15 protein-coding genes are annotated in these 16,445 nt (G+C 61.5%); 4 read left to right on the forward strand and 11 right to left on the reverse strand.

Annotated elements, in window-relative coordinates:
* Nucleotides 1–78 precede the first annotated feature (78 nt).
* Complete coding sequence (locus tag GIW04_RS16775) at nt 79–1,329, forward strand: OprD family porin (RefSeq protein WP_120247622.1); 1,251 nt, start codon at nt 79–81, stop codon at nt 1,327–1,329.
* Nucleotides 1,330–1,411: 82 nt separating this feature from the next.
* Complete coding sequence (locus GIW04_RS16780; RefSeq protein ID WP_094775204.1) at nt 1,412–2,311, forward strand: polysaccharide deacetylase family protein; 900 nt, start codon at nt 1,412–1,414, stop codon at nt 2,309–2,311.
* A 131-nt stretch (nt 2,312–2,442) separates the two neighbouring features.
* Here the strand turns inward: GIW04_RS16780 and pcaC are convergent, their stop codons facing one another.
* The 11 genes from pcaC to pcaR all read right to left on the reverse strand — a co-directional run bounded on the left by pcaC (nt 2,443) and on the right by pcaR (nt 13,304).
* The gene (gene pcaC / locus GIW04_RS16785; protein WP_003189316.1) at nt 2,443–2,841 is read right to left on the reverse strand and encodes a 4-carboxymuconolactone decarboxylase; all 399 of its coding nucleotides are present in this window, start codon (nt 2,839–2,841) and stop codon (nt 2,443–2,445) included.
* Between the two features lie 10 nt (nt 2,842–2,851).
* Nucleotides 2,852–3,643 (reverse strand): 3-oxoadipate enol-lactonase, encoded by a 792-nt coding sequence (gene pcaD / locus GIW04_RS16790; RefSeq protein ID WP_120247621.1) that lies wholly within the window; start codon nt 3,641–3,643, stop codon nt 2,852–2,854.
* A 10-nt stretch (nt 3,644–3,653) separates the two neighbouring features.
* Nucleotides 3,654–5,018 carry a 3-carboxy-cis,cis-muconate cycloisomerase gene (locus GIW04_RS16795; RefSeq protein WP_120247620.1) on the reverse strand — a complete coding sequence of 455 codons (1,365 nt, stop codon included), beginning with the start codon at nt 5,016–5,018 and terminating at the stop codon, nt 3,654–3,656.
* A gap of 10 nt (nt 5,019–5,028) precedes the next feature.
* A complete protein-coding gene (locus GIW04_RS16800) occupies nt 5,029–6,324 on the reverse strand; it encodes an MFS family transporter (RefSeq protein ID WP_003189310.1) in 1,296 nt (431 codons plus the stop codon).
* A 266-nt stretch (nt 6,325–6,590) separates the two neighbouring features.
* On the reverse strand, nt 6,591–7,157 hold the full coding sequence (gene pcaG, locus GIW04_RS16805; protein WP_057711892.1) for a protocatechuate 3,4-dioxygenase subunit alpha: 567 nt from the start codon (nt 7,155–7,157) through the stop codon (nt 6,591–6,593).
* A 1-nt stretch (nt 7,158) separates the two neighbouring features.
* Nucleotides 7,159–7,863, reverse strand: a complete 705-nt coding sequence (pcaH, locus tag GIW04_RS16810) for a protocatechuate 3,4-dioxygenase subunit beta (protein WP_032893118.1) — start codon at nt 7,861–7,863, stop codon at nt 7,159–7,161.
* Between the two features lie 21 nt (nt 7,864–7,884).
* Complete coding sequence (gene pcaF / locus GIW04_RS16815) at nt 7,885–9,087, reverse strand: 3-oxoadipyl-CoA thiolase (RefSeq protein ID WP_169912507.1); 1,203 nt, start codon at nt 9,085–9,087, stop codon at nt 7,885–7,887.
* Nucleotides 9,084–9,863, reverse strand: coding sequence for a CoA-transferase subunit beta (locus tag GIW04_RS16820; protein ID WP_003189301.1), 780 nt, complete (start codon nt 9,861–9,863; stop codon nt 9,084–9,086). Before GIW04_RS16820 ends, pcaF begins: the two co-directional genes overlap by 4 nt.
* A complete protein-coding gene (locus GIW04_RS16825) occupies nt 9,863–10,720 on the reverse strand; it encodes a CoA transferase subunit A (protein ID WP_120247618.1) in 858 nt (285 codons plus the stop codon). Before GIW04_RS16825 ends, GIW04_RS16820 begins: the two co-directional genes overlap by 1 nt.
* 248 nt (nt 10,721–10,968) lie before the next feature.
* Nucleotides 10,969–12,309: an MFS transporter gene (locus GIW04_RS16830; RefSeq protein WP_003189298.1), complete on the reverse strand. Its 1,341-nt coding sequence runs from the start codon at nt 12,307–12,309 to the stop codon at nt 10,969–10,971.
* A 152-nt stretch (nt 12,310–12,461) separates the two neighbouring features.
* Nucleotides 12,462–13,304, reverse strand: coding sequence for a pca regulon transcriptional regulator PcaR (gene pcaR / locus GIW04_RS16835; protein WP_003189296.1), 843 nt, complete (start codon nt 13,302–13,304; stop codon nt 12,462–12,464).
* Between the two features lie 685 nt (nt 13,305–13,989).
* Here pcaR and GIW04_RS16840 point away from each other — a divergent pair.
* Both GIW04_RS16840 and GIW04_RS16845 read left to right on the forward strand, forming a co-directional pair.
* Nucleotides 13,990–14,190 (forward strand): hypothetical protein, encoded by a 201-nt coding sequence (locus GIW04_RS16840; RefSeq protein WP_003189295.1) that lies wholly within the window; start codon nt 13,990–13,992, stop codon nt 14,188–14,190.
* A 332-nt stretch (nt 14,191–14,522) separates the two neighbouring features.
* Nucleotides 14,523–15,998, forward strand: coding sequence for an inorganic phosphate transporter (locus GIW04_RS16845; RefSeq protein WP_236479068.1), 1,476 nt, complete (start codon nt 14,523–14,525; stop codon nt 15,996–15,998).
* The last annotated feature ends 447 nt before the right edge of the window (nt 15,999–16,445 follow it).

Genomic DNA, 16,445 nt, shown 5'->3' on the forward strand with positions numbered 1-16,445 from the left:
CCCCCACTTTCATCGCCCCCGCACCGCCACGCACCATGGCCGCCACCTGCATAAACCCAATAACAACAGGTCCACACCATGAGCACTTTCCAACCGCGCCAGCTGTTGCTGGCGGCTGCTGTCGCCAGTTCTGCCCTGCCCGTTTTCGCCCAGGAGCACGGCTTTTTCGAAGACGCCAGCGCCAACCTCAACCTGCGTAACTTCTTCTTCAACCGCAACTTCACCAACCCGACCAAGGCCCAGGGTGGCGCGCAGGAGTGGACGCAAAGTTTCATCCTCGACGCCAAGTCCGGGTTCACCCAAGGCACAGTCGGTTTTGGTGTGGACGTGCTGGGTTTGTACTCGCTCAAGCTCGATGGCGGGCGTGGCACGGGCGGCACGCAGTTGCTGCCGCTGGACCATGACGGCCGGCCAGCCGATGAGTTTGGTCGACTCGGCGTGGCATTCAAGGCGCGCTTTTCCAAGACTGAGCTGAAGGTGGGCGAATGGATGCCGGTGCTGCCGATTCTGCGCTCCGACGACGGCCGCTCCCTGCCACAGACCCTGCGTGGTGGGCAGATCACCTCCAAGGAAATCGACGGCCTGACCCTCTATGGCGGCCAATTCCGCGCCAACAGCCCGCGGGACGACGGCAGCATGAGCGACATGTCGATGGTCGGCAAAACCGCCTTCACCTCCGACCGCTTCAATTTCCAGGGCGCCGAATACGCATTCAACGACAAACGCACCCAAGTCGGCGTGTGGAATGCCCAGCTCAAGGACATCTACAGCCAGCAGTTCGTCAACCTGATCCACAGCCAGCCCGTAGGCGACTGGACCCTGGGCGCCAACCTGGGCTTCTTTTACGGCAAGGAAGACGGCAGCGCTCGCGCCGGAGACCTGGACAACAAAACCTGGTCCGGTTTGTTCTCAGCCAGGTACGGCGGCAACACCTTCTACGTCGGCCTGCAAAAACTCACCGGCGACAGTGCCTGGATGCGCGTCAACGGCACCAGTGGCGGCACCCTGGCCAACGACAGCTACAACTCCAGTTATGACAACGCACAGGAAAAATCCTGGCAGGTTCGCCACGACTACAACTTCGCCGCCCTCGGCGTACCGGGCCTGACCCTGATGAACCGCTATATCAGCGGCAGTAACGTGCACACCGGCACCGTCACCGACGGCAAGGAATGGGGCCGCGAGACCGAGGTGGGCTATACGGTGCAGAGCGGCACCCTGAAAAACCTCAACGTGCGCTGGCGCAACTCCAGCATGCGCAGGGATTACAGCAACAACGAGTTCGATGAGAACCGGTTGATCGTCAGCTATCCGATTAGCCTGCTGTAAACCGGCATAGCACTTACTGTATGGTGCGCGCCTGCCGCTGCTGATCCCCCCAGCAGCGGCCTTTACTCGGGCCCCGCACGGCATGAAACCCTTCGCTACAGCAATCGCACTGTTTGCCCTGGCCTTGAGCCTGGGGGGCTGTATCAGCGCGCCCGTCGCCCTGACGCCACAGACCGAACAACGCCTGAAAACCCAGGCGCCTATCCGCTTTCTGCTGACCTTCGATGATGGCCCAAGCGCCTCGGGCTACAACAACCCGAGCCGCTCGGTAGTGGCGGACCTGGCCAACAATCCGGTGTTGCCGGGGATCAAGGCGGTGTTCTTCCTGCAGACCGAAGCCGCTCGCTCCGGTGGCAGCGCGCGGGGCCGCAAAACCATGGAGCGTGAACACGCCGCCGGTCATGTCCTGGCCTTCCACACCGCCACGGCGTTTCACACCAATCATCGCTGGCTCAACGACGCCACCCTGGAACACACCCTTACCGAAGGTGCTGCGGATATTGCCGCCATCACGGGCGCGCCACCTGTGCTGGTACGCCCGCCCTTCTGGAACTACGACAAGCGCACCTTCGCCGCCTACCAACGCCACGGCATGCGGGTACTGTTGACGGACTTGAGTGCCAATGACGGCAAGATCTGGGGCTTCAACGCCAGCCCGCGTCGGCGCGCCAATCTGTATCGGCAACTGTCGGTGGTGCGCGAACGCATCGCCTTGGGTGAACTACCGACAGTGGAGGGGGTGATTCCGGTAGTGGTGACCTTCCATGACATCAACCGCTACACCGCGCGGCATATGCAGGAGTACTTGCAGATCCTGATGGACAGCGCGCGGGTCAACGGATTGAAGACAGCGGCAGAGCCGTTCTATACCGACCACGCCGCGCTGGAACGTGCAGCGCTGGCACGTACGGTCAAGGCTGTGAACGAGCCGGTGCATCTGCCGGGGGTGTGGAATTGGCTGTGGGATGCTGATTCCCACTAACGCCCTGAACCTGTGACGATCCCCTGTGGGAGCTGGCTTGCCTGCGATAGCAATCTGTCAGTCAGCCCAATATTGACTGGCCCACCGCAATCGCAGGCAAGCCAGCTCCCACAGGAGATCGCATTTCATATTCAGTCTTGTTGGCGAGACTCCACACCCAACTCATCCCACACTGACTCCGCCAGGTGAAACGTCGCATTCGCCGCCGGGATCCCGCAGTAGATCGCACTCTGCATCAGCACTTCCTTGATCTCGGCGCGGGTCACGCCGTTGCTGGCGGCAGCACGCAGGTGCAGTTTCAGTTCTTCACTGCGGTTCATGCCGATCAGCATCGCGATGGTGATCAGGCTGCGGGTATGCCGAGGCAGGCCGGGGCGGGTCCAAATGTCACCCCAGGCGTGGCGGGTGATCATTTCCTGGAACTCGCTGTTGAACTCGGTCAGGGCATTGAGGCTGCGGTCGACATGGGCATCGCCCAGTACTTCGCGGCGCACCTGCAGGCCCTCGGCGTAACGTTGTTTCTCGTCCACAAAAAGCTCCTCAGCGGGCCAACAGGAATTTGATAACCCGGTCGCTGAACGCAGCGCCGGCTTGCACGTTGGACAGGTGCGCCGCATAGAACTCGGCATACTCGGCGCCCTGCACATGGCTCTGGATAAAGTGGCCGCCGGCTGGCGGCGTCACTGCGTCTTCGGTGCCGGCAATCACCAGGGTCGGCACCTTGATCGAGGACAATTGCTCACGAAAATCCGCATCGCGCACAGCGCCGCAGTTGGCGGCATACCCCTCGGGCGACGTGGCCGCGAGCATGTCAGTGATCTGCTTGGCCTGGTGCGGGTGGGCGGCGGCGAAATCTGCGGTGAACCAGCGCGCAATCGACGCATCACGCAGCGCCACCATCGCGGCGGCGCCATCACGCAGGACCATTTCGATACGCGGGTTCCACACCTCGGGCGTGCCGATCTTGGCCGCGGTGTTACACACCACTAGCCGTTGCAGGCGCTCGCCGGCATGAATGCCCAGCCATTGGCCGATCAAGCCGCCCATGGACAGCCCGCAAAAATGCGCCTTCTGGATATCCAGCGCATCCAGCAGTGCGATCACGTCTTGGCCCAGTTGCTCAATGCTGTAAGGCCCCTCGGTCACCAAGGATTGGCCGTGGCCGCGGGTGTCGAAGCGCAGTACGCGAAAATGCTCGGTGAAGGCCGGAATCTGGATATCCCACATATGCAGGTCGGTACCCAGGGAATTGGACAGCACCAATACCGGTGCGTCGGCGGGCCCCTCGAGTTGGTAATGCAGTTCGCCCTCGGCGAGTTGTACAAAAGCCACAGCGTTCTCCTCAGGCAGTCAAAGCAAAATGTTCGGTCACTGCACGCGTAACCCAGGTGGACGCCTGGCCCAGGTAGTGGGCCGGGTCGAGCAGGCGGTCCAGTTCAGCCGCTGACAACTCGGCGGTGACGTGCGGCTCATCCGCCAGCACCGCGCGCAAATGGCGCTGCTCGGCGACCGCACGTTTGCAGCACTGTTCAAGCAGATGGTGCGCGGTGTCGCGGCCCAAGCGTTGGGCGAGCACGATACTCACCGCTTCGGCCAGCACCAGGCCCTGGGTCAGGTCGAGGTTCTGTGCCATGCGTTCGGCATTCACTTCCAACCCTTCACTGACCAGAATTGCCTGATGCAAGGCACCGGATACCAAGCGGCAAATCTCTGGCAAGGTTTCCCATTCGGCGTGCCACAAGCCCAGGCTGCGTTCGTGCTCTTGGGGCATGGCGCTGAACATCGTCGCCACCAGGCCGGGTACGCGGGTGGCCGCGCTGATCAACACTGCGGCACCCACCGGGTTGCGTTTGTGGGGCATGGTGGACGAACCGCCCTTGCCCGGCGCCGAGGGCTCGAACACCTCCGCCGCTTCGGTCTGCATCAACAGGCTGATATCGCGGCCCAACTTGCCGAGGCTGCCGGCGATCAGGCCAAGCAGGCTGGCAAATTCCACCAGGCGGTCACGCTGGGTGTGCCAGGGTTGTTCCGGCAAGCCCAGTTGCAACTCGGCGGCCAAGGCTTCGGCCACGGGCATGGCGTATTCGCCGAGCGCCGCCAACGTGCCTGATGCGCCGCCAAATTGCAGCACCAGCAGGCGCGGCTTCAATTCGGCCAGGCGCTGGCGACTGCGCGTCACCGCGCCCAGCCAACCGGCGATTTTCATTCCCAGGGTGACCGGCGTCGCGTGCTGCAACCAGGTGCGCCCGGCTAAAGGCACGGTGGCGTAACGCTGAGCCTGGGCGGCCAACACATCACCCAGGCGAGCCAGGTCGGCCTCGATCAGTTCCACGCCACGGCGCAGTTGCAGCACCAGGCCGGTGTCCATCACGTCCTGGCTGGTTGCGCCCAGGTGCACATAACGCTCGGCGTCGGCGTCCTCACTGGCGATCAACTTGCCCAACGCCTTCACCAATGGAATCGCTGAGTTGCCCGCCGTGGCAATCGCGCTGCCAAGGGCATCCACGTCATACAGCGACGCCAGGCACGCCTGGGCAATCGGTGCGACGGCGGCCTGGGGAATCAACCCGACCCGCGCCTGGGCCCGGGCCAATGCTGCTTCGAAATCCAGCATGCCCTGCAAGCGCCCCTGGTCACAGAACACGTCGGCCATGCTGTCAGCGGTGAAATAAGCGTCGAACAGTTGGTTGCTCGTGCGCAACGTCATAACTCATCCCTTACAGATCGTGATGCAGGTACGCCGCCTGTTTCGGCAGGCGCAAGCTGAACAGGAAGGCCACCGCCATCATCGCGGTGACGTACCAATAAAAGGTGTTTTCCATGCCGATGGATTTGAGGCTCAGCGCAACCACTTCTGCCGAACCGCCAAACACCGCGTTAGCCACTGCATACGCCAGGCCCACGCCCAATGCACGCACCTGCGGCGGGAACATCTCCGCTTTGACCAGGCCGCTGATGGAGGTGTAGAAGCTGACAATCGCCAAGGCCAGGGTGATCAGCACAAAGGCCAGAAACGGGCTGGTCACGGTTTTCAAGGTCAGCAGGATTGGCACGGTAAACAGCGTGCCAAGGCCAGCGAACCAGAGCATCGAATTACGTCGGCCGATCTTGTCGGCCAACATGCCGAACAACGGCTGCATGCACATGTACAGAAACAGCGCGCCGGTCATGATGTAGCTCGAGGTCTTGGCGTGCATGCCCACGGTGTTCACCAGGTACTTCTGCATGTAGGTGGTGAAGGTGTAGAAAATCAGCGAGCCGCCGGCGGTGTAGCCCAGCACCGTGATGAAGGCTTTGCCGTGGTCGCGAAACAGCGCGACGATACTGCCGGCGTCCTTGTCTTCGCGCATTTCCTTGCTGGTGGTTTCTTTGAGGGTGCGACGCAGCAGCAGGGAGATCACGGCAGCTATGGCACCGATCACAAACGGAATGCGCCAGCCCCAGGCGCGCAGTTCTTCTTCGGTGAGGACCTGTTGCAGGATCACCACCACCAGCACCGCCAGCAACTGGCCGCCGATCAGGGTCACGTACTGGAACGAGGCGAAGAAGCCACGCTGGCCCTTGAGCGCGACTTCACTCATATAGGTGGCCGTGGTGCCGTATTCGCCGCCCACCGACAAGCCCTGGAACAGCCGCGCCACCAACAGCAACGCCGGGGCCCAGGCACCGATGTCGTTATAGGTGGGCAGGAAGGCGATGACCAGGGAACCGCCGCACATCATCAGCACCGAAATCATCATTGAGTTCTTGCGCCCGTGCTTGTCGGCCACCCGGCCAAACAACCAGCCGCCAATCGGGCGCATCAGGAACCCGGCGGCAAACACACCGGCGGTGTTGAGCAACTGCACCGTAGGGTCATCCGAGGGGAAAAACGCCGGGGCGAAATAAATCGCGCAGAAGGCATAGACGTAGAAGTCGAACCATTCGACCAGGTTGCCGGAGGACGCACCGACAATCGCAAAGATCCGTTTGCTGCGTTCTTCTCCGGTGTAGTGGCTGGTTTTTGTTGTCATGTTTTTTTACTCAGTGGGAACGGTTATAGCCTAGACATACTTTGCAACAACCCTGTTCCGCAAGCAGACTTTTGGATAGGTGGAGCCTGAGAGGGCCTCATCGCGGGCAAGCCCGGCTCCCACATTGGATGATCGTTCCCACGCTCTGCGTGGGAATGCCGCATGGGACGCTCCGCGTCCTGCCGTTCGCGGGTGACGCGGAGCGTCACGGGATGCATTACCACGCAGAGCGTGGGAACGATCGTCAATGGGGCCCTACAGCCAACTCAATAGTCGAAGAACACCGTTTCCTTATCTGTGCCCTGCAAAATCACATTCCACTGATACACCCCTGCCGCATCCGCCTTGGCAATCAGGGTGCTACGACGTTCGGCCGGTACACACGCCAGCAACGGGTCATCGCCATTCAAGGCCTCACCGTCAAAATAAATCCGCGTCAGCAAGTGCTTCACCAACCCACGGGCAAACACCAGCACCACCAAGTGCGGCGCCTGGGTGGTGCCCTTGAGCCCCGGCACACTGCCAGGCTTGATGGTGGTAAAGCGAAAACGCCCTTGGGCATCCACCGGCACGCGGCCGAAGCCTTCGAAGTTCGGGTCGAGCGCTTTGTCCTGCTCGTCTTCGGGGTGGGCATATTTGCCGGCGGCATTGGCCTGCCAGACTTCCAGCATGGCGTCGTTGACGACATCACCGTTGCCGTCCACCACTTGCCCGGTGATTGCCACGCGTTCGCCGAGGGTGGCAGTGACGGTCAGGTCTTCACGGTTCAGCCAGGTCAGGCCAATGTGGTAATACGGCCCGACGGTGTGGGACGTGGTCGCGTTGAGTGTCATCTCATTTCTCCATCGGCGTGGCGTCGCGGCCGCGCAGGACGATGTCCCAGCGGTAGCCGAGGGCATAGGAAGGAATGGTTTTTTCCAGATCGAAACTGGCGATCAAGCGCTGCTTGGCACTGGTATCCGGCACGCAGTTGTAGATCGGGTCGTATTCCAGCAACGGATCGCCCGGGAAATACATTTGCGTCACCAAGCGCGTCAGCACGCTGGGGCCGAACAGCGAAAAGTGGATATGCGCCGGGCGCCACGCGTTGTGGTGGTTGCCCCACGGGTAGGCGCCAGGCTTGATGGTCTGGAACTGGTACCAGCCGTCGGCGTCGGTGACGGTGCGCCCGGTGCCGGTGAAATTCGGGTCCAGCGGCGCATCGTGCAGGTCACGCTTGTGGTTGTAGCGGCCGGCGGCATTGGCCTGCCAGATCTCCACAAGAATGCCCGGCACTGGCAGGCCGTTTTCGTCCAGCACGCGGCCATGAATGATGATGCGCTCGCCTTGCGGCTCGCCGTCATGCTGGGCTGTCAGGTCGTTGTCCTTGTCATTGATACGTTCGGCGCCGATGGTCGGGCCGGTGATTTCCGACAAGGAATGGGGCAGGAACACCAAAGGCTGGGACGGCGAACGCAGGTTCGTCGACTGGTAGGCCGGGTGCAGGTAATCAGGTTGAGTGCCCGCTTGCGGGCGCCGGTAACCGGGCTTGTCACTCATGGAGCAATCCTCTTTTAGTTATCAGACGCGTTCAATCGCCAGGGCCAGGCCTTGGCCAACGCCAACGCACATGGTCGCCAGGCCTTTGCGGCCGCCGTTTTTTTCCAATTGGTGCAGGGCCGTCAGCACCAACCGCGCACCACTCATCCCCAGGGGATGGCCGAGGGCAATGGCGCCACCGTTGGGGTTGACCTGGGGCGCATCGTCGGCAATACCCAGCTCGCGCAGCACCGCCAGGCCTTGGCTGGCGAAGGCTTCGTTGAGTTCGATGACGTCAAAGTCGGTGACCGCCAACCCTAGGCGCTCCACCAGTTTGCGTACCGCCGGCACCGGGCCGATGCCCATCACACGCGGGGCGACACCGGCGCTGGCCATGCCCAGTACTCGGGCGCGGGCGGTGAGGCCGTGTTGCTTGACGGCCTCGGCGCTGGCGAGGATCAGCGCCGCGGCGCCATCGTTGACCCCCGAAGCGTTGCCGGCGGTGACGGTCTTGTCTGCACCGTTGACCGGCTTGAGCTTGGCCAGGGCTTCCAACGTGGTGTCCCGTGGGTGTTCATCGTGTTCCACCAGGGTTTCGCCTTTTTTATGGGCGACCCGCACCGGTACGATTTCCTCGGCAAAGAACCCGGCGGCCTGGGCGGCGGCGGTGCGTTGCTGGCTGCGCAGGGCGAAAGCGTCCTGGTCGGCGCGGGAAATCTGGTAGTCATCGGCGACGTTATCGGCGGTCTGCGGCATGGCATCCACGCCGTACTGGGCCTTCATCAGCGGGTTGATAAAGCGCCAGCCAATGGTGGTGTCTTCCAACTTCATGTTGCGCGAGAACGCTGCATCGGCCTTGCCCATCACAAACGGAGCGCGGGACATCGATTCGACGCCACCGGCAATCGCCAGCTCCATTTCACCGCTGGCAATCGCACGAAAGGCGGTGCCGATGGCATCCATGCCCGAGGCGCACAGGCGGTTGAGGGTCACACCAGGAATACTTTCCGGTAGCCCCGCCAGCAGCAACGCCATGCGTGCCACGTTGCGGTTATCTTCACCGGCCTGGTTGGCGCAGCCGAGGAAGACTTCGTCTACGGCGCTCCAGTCCACCGATGGGTTGCGCTCGATCAACGCCTTGATTGGCAGCGCCGCCAGGTCGTCGGCACGCACCGTGGACAGGCCACCGCCGAAACGGCCGATAGGTGTGCGAATGGCATCACAGATATAAACCTCGCGCATCAGGCTTCTCCCGGTGCTTGGCCGTGGGCAGCCGCAGTGCGCGCTTCGAGGTCACGCAGGGCGGTCAATTCGGTCTCGGTGGGCTCAGCGGTGGTGCTCACCTGGTCGGCAAAGCGAATCGCCCAGCCGGTGGCGGCGACCACTTGCTCGCGGGTCACGCCGGGGTGCAGCGCAGTGACCACGAACTCATGGCTGCCCTCCTCCGGTTCCATGATGCACAGGTCGGTAATGATGCCCACCGGGCCGGCGCCGGGCAGGCCCAGACGCTTGCGCGAGTCGCCACCTTCGCCGTGCCCCACAGAGGTGATGAAATCGAGTTTGTCGACAAACGAACGGGACGACTGCTTCAGGATGATCAGCACGCTCTTGGCGGAACCGGCGATTTCCGGCGCGCCACCGGCACCCGGCAAACGCACTTTGGGCTGGTGATAATCACCGACCACGGTGGTGTTGATATTGCCGAAACGGTCGACCTGAGCCGCGCCGAGAAAACCCACATCAATACGCCCGCCCTGCAGCCAGTAGCGAAAGATCTCACCGGTGGGCACCACAGTGTCAGCGGTCTCCGCCAGCTCGCCATCACCGATGGACAGCGGCAATACGCTGGGCTTGGCCCCAATCGGGCCCGACTCGTAGATCAGCACCACATCCGGCGACGATGTCAGGCGCGCCAGGTTGGCGGCCTTCGATGGCAGGCCGATGCCGACGAAGCACACCGAGCCGTTCTTGAGGCGGCGTGCGGCGGCGACGGTCATCATTTCATTGGTGGAGTAAGCCATTACTTAGCCTCCTGCGCGGTGGCCAGCTTGGCCTGGAATTCACTGAAGTCGGCAGTGCCGTGGATGTATTCGTCGATCCAGGCGGTAAAGGTCCCACGGTCGCGGGCAATCGGGTCCCACGCCTGATAGAAGCGGTTATCCCGCTCGTTGTAGCCGTGCGCATAGGAAGGATGCGCACCACCGGGTACATGACACACCGCCGTCAGCGCCCAGGTCGGCAGCACGCAGCTGTTCATCGGCGCATTCAGGTCGTCGACGATTTCCTCGACGGTGACGATGCAGCGCTTGGCCGCCAGGGCCGCTTCCTTTTGCACCCCGAGAATGCCCCAGAGCAGCACGTTGCCTTTGCGGTCGGCTTTCTGCGCGTGAATCACAGTGATGTCCGGGCGCACCGATGGCACCGCCGCCAGCACTTCGCCGGTGAAGGGGCAGGTGACGGTCTTGATCAGCGGGTTGACCTTGGGCAAGTCGGAACCTGCGTAAGCACGCAACACCGCGAACGGCAGGCCCGAGGCACCGGCGACGTAGGCATTGGCCAGGTCGGCGTGGCTATGCTCTTCAATCTGCAGCGCTTGCGGCCATTGTTTCTCTACCGCGTCACGCAGGCGATGCAGGGAACCCACGCCCGGGTTGCCGCCCCAGGAGAAAATCAACTTGCGTGCACAGCCGGCACCGATCAACTGGTCGTAGATCAGGTCAGGCGTCATGCGCACCAGTGTCAGGTCTTTCTTGCCCTGACGAATGATTTCATGGCCTGCGGCCGTAGGGATCAGGTGGGTGAAGCCTTCGAGGGCGACGGTATCGCCGTCGTTCACGAAGCGCTTGACCGCATCACGCAGGGTGAGGATTTCAGCCATGGGGTTGGGCTCCCGGTGTTGATCGAAAAAGGCGCTGAGGTGGCGCCGAAGTGCTTGAAGGTTAAGCCGGGGTAATGGGCCAAACAATCCGATAATCGACTGAGTGTTCGATTATCGAACCGATTGTTGCTTAACTAACCATCGCAAAGAACAGGGTCAATGTGGGAGCTGGCTTGCCTGCGATGGCGCGAGTGAATTCAGCACCGCTATCGCAGGCAAGCCAGCTCCCACAGGGATAGTGATCGGTTTCAGGTTGCATCGGCATGGCTGACCATGCCCTTGATCACCACCGCTGCCGTGGCCAATGCCGCCGGAATCACCAGCGCCGTGAGCACCTGCTCGAAGTTCCAGCCCAGGCCCAGCAAGGTCGCGCCCATCCACGCCCCCAGGATCGCGCCGAAGCGGCCGATGCCGAGCATCCACGACACCCCGGTGGCACGGCCCTGAGTGGGGTAGAAACGTGCCGCCAGCGACGGCATCGCCGATTGCGCACCGTTGACGCACATCCCGGCGACCAGCACCAGGGTGGCCAACAGCGTGATGTTGCCCAGGCTCTGCCCCACCGCGTAGGCAAACACCCCGGCCAGCAGATAGAACGTGCCGATCACTTTGTGCGGGTTGAACCGGTCCATCGCCCAGCCCACGCCCACCGCGCTCAGCACCCCACCAAACTGGAACAACGCGCCGATAAACGCGGCCTGCTCCATGCTCGCGCCGCTGTCACGCATCAAGGTGGGGAGCCAACTGGTCAGCAGGTAAACAATCACCAGGCCCATGAAGTACGTGAGCCACAACAGCAAGGTGCCAGCGCTGTAGGTGCCCGAGAAGATCACCGCGAACACATTGCGGGCCTTGACGGTTTTTTGCTCCGGCACGCTGAAGTGAGTGGCCTGGGCGACGATGCTTGGCTCGATAGGGGCCAGGGTCTTGCGCACCTTGTCAGTGCCGCGATTGCGCACCACCAGGTAACGCGCCGACTCCGGCAGCCAAACCAACAGCACCACCGCGAGGATCAACGGCAGGATGCCGCCGATCAGTAACAGGCTGTGCCAGCCGAACGCGGGGATCAGCTTGGCCGAAATAAACCCACCGCCGGCCATGCCCAGGTTGAAGCCACAGAACATGCTGGTCACCAACAAGGATTTATGCCGCTCGGGGGTGTATTCAGAGAGCAAGGTGGTGGCATTCGGCATGCCGGCGCCCAGGCCCAGGCCGGTGAGAAAGCGCAGTACCAGCAACTGGTCGACATTGGTGCTGTAGGCCGACGCCAGGCTGAACGCACCAAACACCAACACCGCGCCGACCAGCACGACTTTGCGGCCAAAGCGGTCGGCCAGCGGGCCGGAACCGAGTGCGCCGAACACCATGCCGATCAACGCGGCGCTCATCACCGGGCCGAGGCTGGCGCGGTCGATGCCCCAGTCCTGGGACAGCGCGGGCGCGATAAAGCCCATGGCGGCCGTGTCGAGGCCGTCGAGGAAGACAATCAGGAAACACAGGATCACCACGCGCCACTGATAGCGCGAGAGTGGCTGGGCGTTGATAAAGGACTGTACGTCCAGGGTGGTACCGACAGAAGGCTGATTCATTATTTTTATTCCACACCGATGGCGGGCTGACAACCTGAGGTCGTCATTCTTATAGGGGGCAGCTCCTCAGAGCGCTGCCGCACATTAATAAGCCAAGGGAAACACCGTCAATCGAGCCAGTCGGGATCTGTGCGGTCACCGAACATCTTAGGTTAGGCAAACAGTTGCGCACTCAGCTCACGGCTGGCGCTGAGCATGCTCGGCAAAAAGCGCTGCTCCAACTCGCTGCGGCTGACCCGCCCGGCGTGGGTGCTGACATTCAGCGCGGCCAACACCTGGCCGGACGCGTCATACACCGGCACCGCGATGGAACGCAGGCCCTGCTCCAATTCCTGGTCGACAATGCACCAGCCCTGCTGACGCACCTGTTGCAGGCATTCAAATAACGCTTGCGGCGTGGTCAGAGTGCGGCTGGTCTTGGTTTGCAGGTCGGCATGGTCGAGGTAATCCTGCAGCGAGGCATCGTCGAGGGCGGCCAGCAGAATGCGGCCCATGGACGTGCAATACGCAGGCAAGCGCCCGCCTACCGAAAGGTCAACCGAGATCAGGCGCTGGGTAGTGGCAGAACGGGCGATATAAAGGATGTCATCGCCCTCCAGGGTCGCCATGTTGCAGGCTTCATGCAGTTGCTCGCTCATGCGGTCCAGATAAGGCTGGGCCGAGACAGCCAGCGGTGTGGACGACAGATAGGCATGACCGAGGGTCAGCACTTTGGGCAACAACGAATAGGTGCGCCCGTCCGTGGTGGCGTAGCCGAGCTTGATCAAGGTATGCAGGCAACGGCGCACGGCGGCGCGGGGAATTTCGGTACGGTGGCTGATCTGGGCGATGGTCAGGTGACGCTTGCGCTCCTGGAACGCCTGCACCACGGCCAGGCCACGGGCCAGGGACGTCATGAAATCCGGATCACCGGTGAATGCCTGGATACGCTTGGCCGGTGAAGCCACGATCGGCGGCGCCACTGATGCAAAGGAGTTGCGCAATTGATCGTTCATTTCAAAGGGCCTTCTCTTGTTATCACCACGGGAGGGTTGGCGGCTATTACAAGCCGTGCCGGCCGTACCGCACAAGCCAGCGGCGGCAACATTGGGCGATTATCGGACGATCATGCGATTATCGCAATTTGGCGCAACCCCACCCGCTAACGTTTCAGATTTGCCTGATGCCTCTGTAAAGCGTAGACATCTACCCTAATGCCGATCAATCAAGCGAAATCAACGCAGAACTCATGTGGGAGCGGGCTTGCTCGCGAAGAGGTCCGCCCAGCAACATACATGTTGACTGACGCACCGCCTTCGCGAGCAAGCCCGCTCCCACATGAGATGTGCGTGTAACTCAAATGTAGACATGAAGATGACGGTGTTCACAAATAACGCGGCGGTATGTAACAAACTCCAGACATGTCGTTGACGCTTTTTAACTTCATGATGATAGTGTTATTCAAATGCGCCGCTATAATGCAACCTGTGCAGAGGTCAGCCCGGTATCACCATCGGGAGTGGAGCTCACCAGGCATTGCAGGCTGCTGGCAACGCCGGTCACAAGTACTCGCTTGAAAGAACGGCCTTCAGGCCCATGTACCAACTTGAACGGTTCGCCTGTTTTATTTGGTATCGCCCGAGCACGACTTTCAGGCATGACGCTGCGCAATCAATAAACTCAACTCAATTAGGTAATACTGTGACGAAAGATGAACTGCGCGCGGAACTTGAGCGCCAGGAGCAACGTTACAAGGATGTCTACGGCGGGGAAGTCACCACCTACGCCGCGCAACCCGAGCCGGAACGCAAGCCATGGCGTAAACGTGCCAGCCTGCTAGACCAGGCATTTGCCCAGGAAATCCAAAAGATCGAGCAGGAACTCAAGACCGAGGAGCCATAAGCGCTTCGGTTCGAGCTTCAAGAGTCGTGCTGTCTCTGCCGGTGCAGTACTGGCAGAGGGCACCTGCTTTAGCGTCCGCTGGTCAGCAACCTACATCCACCTACGAAATTTCATACAAATGTTTCAGGCATGGCGTTTTCATGAAGAAAGCCCGTCTTCTGGGGCCTGCGCTTTATAAATCAAAGACTTGCCAAAGCCCCGAAAACCCTGGGATGCGTGCGTCTTGCCGCATTTTTTTCCAGGAAGATTGTTACCGATGAGCAGCTAATGCATCGATTACTGATGTTTTCTGGCATAATCGCGCCCCCTTACGACCGGGTCAGAAAACCTTCATGATCGATTTATTCAGCGGACTGGATGCTTGGGTTCTCGTGAGCCTGTTGCTCGCCCTGGCCTTTGTCCTCGCCTTCGAGTTCATCAATGGCTTTCATGACACCGCTAACGCGGTGGCCACAGTCATCTATACCAAAGCCATGCCGCCACACTTGACCGTGTTCTTCTCCGGGGTGTTCAATTTCCTCGGCGTATTGCTCGGTGGTGTCGGTGTCGCCTACGCCATCGTGCACTTGCTGCCGGTGGAGTTGCTGATCAATGTGAACACCGGCCATGGCTTGGCAATGGTCTTCTCGTTGTTGGCGGCGGCAATCACCTGGAACCTGGGCACCTGGTACTTCGGTATCCCCGCCTCCAGTTCCCACACCCTGATCGGCTCGATCCTCGGTGTCGGCCTGGCCAACGCGTTGATCAACGACATCCCCCTGGCTGACGGTGTGAACTGGCAGAAGGCCGTGGATATCGGCGCGTCGCTGGTGTTCTCGCCGATGGCGGGCTTCCTGGTCGCCGCCCTGGTGCTGATCGGCCTGAAGTGGTGGCGCCCGCTGTCGAAGATGCACAAGACCCCGGACCAGCGCCGCAAGCTTGACGACAAAAAGCACCCGCCGTTCTGGAACCGCCTGGTGCTGGTGATTTCGGCCATGGCTGTGAGCTTCGTGCACGGCTCCAACGATGGCCAGAAAGGCATCGGCCTGATCATGCTGGTGCTCATCGGCATCGTGCCGGCGCAGTTCGTATTGGACCTGGGCAGCACCACCTACCAGATCGAACGTACCCGCGACGCCACCCTGCACCTGAACCAGTTCTACCAGCGCAACCACGAGACCCTCGGTGAGTTCCTGGCCCTGGGCAAAAGCGTGAAGGATGACCTGCCGGGCAAGTTCCGCTGCAACCCGCAGCAGACCGAACCGACGATCAACGCGCTGCTGGGCACCCTCAAGGGCGTCTCGGACTACCACTCGCTGACGGCCGACCACCGCATCGAAGTGCGTCGCTACCTGCTTTGCCTGGATGACACCGCGAAGAAAGTCGGCAAGCTGCCAGGCCTGGACTCCCGTGAGAAGTCCGACCTCGACAAGCTGCGCAAAGACCTGACCGCCACCACCGAGTACGCCCCGTTCTGGGTGATCCTCGCGGTCGCACTGGCCCTGGGCCTGGGCACCATGGTGGGCTGGAAGCGCGTGGTGCTGACCATCGGTGAGAAGATCGGCAAGCAAGGCATGACCTATGCCCAGGGCATGTCGGCGCAAATCACCACGGCCACCATGATCGGCTTTGCCAATATCTTCGCCCTGCCAGTGTCCACCACTCACGTCCTGTCTTCTGGCGTGGCGGGCACGATGGTTGCCAACAAGAGCGGCCTGCAAGGTGGCACGGTCAAGACCATCCTGATGGCTTGGGTATTGACCTTGCCAGCGACCGTAGGCCTCTCGGCCGGATTGTTCTGGTTGGCGTCCAAGGCATTGGGCAACTGATAGCCAGCCGGCAATAAAAAAGGTGCGATCCGCGAGGGTCGCACCTTTTTTTATGTTCCAAGCGCACCGTAGTCCACCTGTGGCAAGGCATCTTGCCCCCGTGGCGACCGGACAGCCGACACATACCTACCTGACACCCCGCAGTCAAACTGTGGGAGCTGACTTGCCTGCGATGGCGGCCTGACAGTCAACACAGTTGGGCCGTGTACATATCCATTGCTGCGGTAACGGCCACTTAGGGTTCCGCCCTGACGGCGGCTCACTTTCGAAAAGCGCGAAAGTAAGCAAAGCGCTCTTGCCCCACCACTCGGCACCTCGCTTAGGCTCGGTGTGCCCGAACGCAGGCTTGAATCCGTGGGCCGCCGCCACGCGCCATCCATGGCGCGGGGCGGCTAACCCGGCGTCCTGCCGGGTTACCCACGAATTCAAGCCTGCGTTCGGCCAGCG

The sequence above is a fragment of the Pseudomonas sp. PA-4-8C genome (assembly GCF_021606625.1).
Classification (GTDB): Bacteria; Pseudomonadota; Gammaproteobacteria; order Pseudomonadales; family Pseudomonadaceae; genus Aquipseudomonas; species Aquipseudomonas lactis.

Coding starts and splice junctions, on each gene's coding strand:
- GIW04_RS16775 (WP_120247622.1), top strand. CDS start 79: ATGAGCACTTTCCAACCGCGCCAGCTGTTGCTGGCGGCTGCTGTCGCC.
- GIW04_RS16780 (WP_094775204.1), top strand. CDS start 1,412: ATGAAACCCTTCGCTACAGCAATCGCACTGTTTGCCCTGGCCTTGAGC.
- GIW04_RS16795 (WP_120247620.1), bottom strand. CDS start 5,018: ATGACGTTGCGCACGAGCAACCAACTGTTCGACGCTTATTTCACCGCT.
- GIW04_RS16800 (WP_003189310.1), bottom strand. CDS start 6,324: ATGACAACAAAAACCAGCCACTACACCGGAGAAGAACGCAGCAAACGG.
- pcaG (WP_057711892.1), bottom strand. CDS start 7,157: ATGACACTCAACGCGACCACGTCCCACACCGTCGGGCCGTATTACCAC.
- pcaH (WP_032893118.1), bottom strand. CDS start 7,863: ATGAGTGACAAGCCCGGTTACCGGCGCCCGCAAGCGGGCACTCAACCT.
- GIW04_RS16820 (WP_003189301.1), bottom strand. CDS start 9,863: ATGGCTTACTCCACCAATGAAATGATGACCGTCGCCGCCGCACGCCGC.
- GIW04_RS16825 (WP_120247618.1), bottom strand. CDS start 10,720: ATGGCTGAAATCCTCACCCTGCGTGATGCGGTCAAGCGCTTCGTGAAC.
- GIW04_RS16830 (WP_003189298.1), bottom strand. CDS start 12,309: ATGAATCAGCCTTCTGTCGGTACCACCCTGGACGTACAGTCCTTTATC.
- pcaR (WP_003189296.1), bottom strand. CDS start 13,304: ATGAACGATCAATTGCGCAACTCCTTTGCATCAGTGGCGCCGCCGATC.
- GIW04_RS16845 (WP_236479068.1), top strand. CDS start 14,523: ATGATCGATTTATTCAGCGGACTGGATGCTTGGGTTCTCGTGAGCCTG.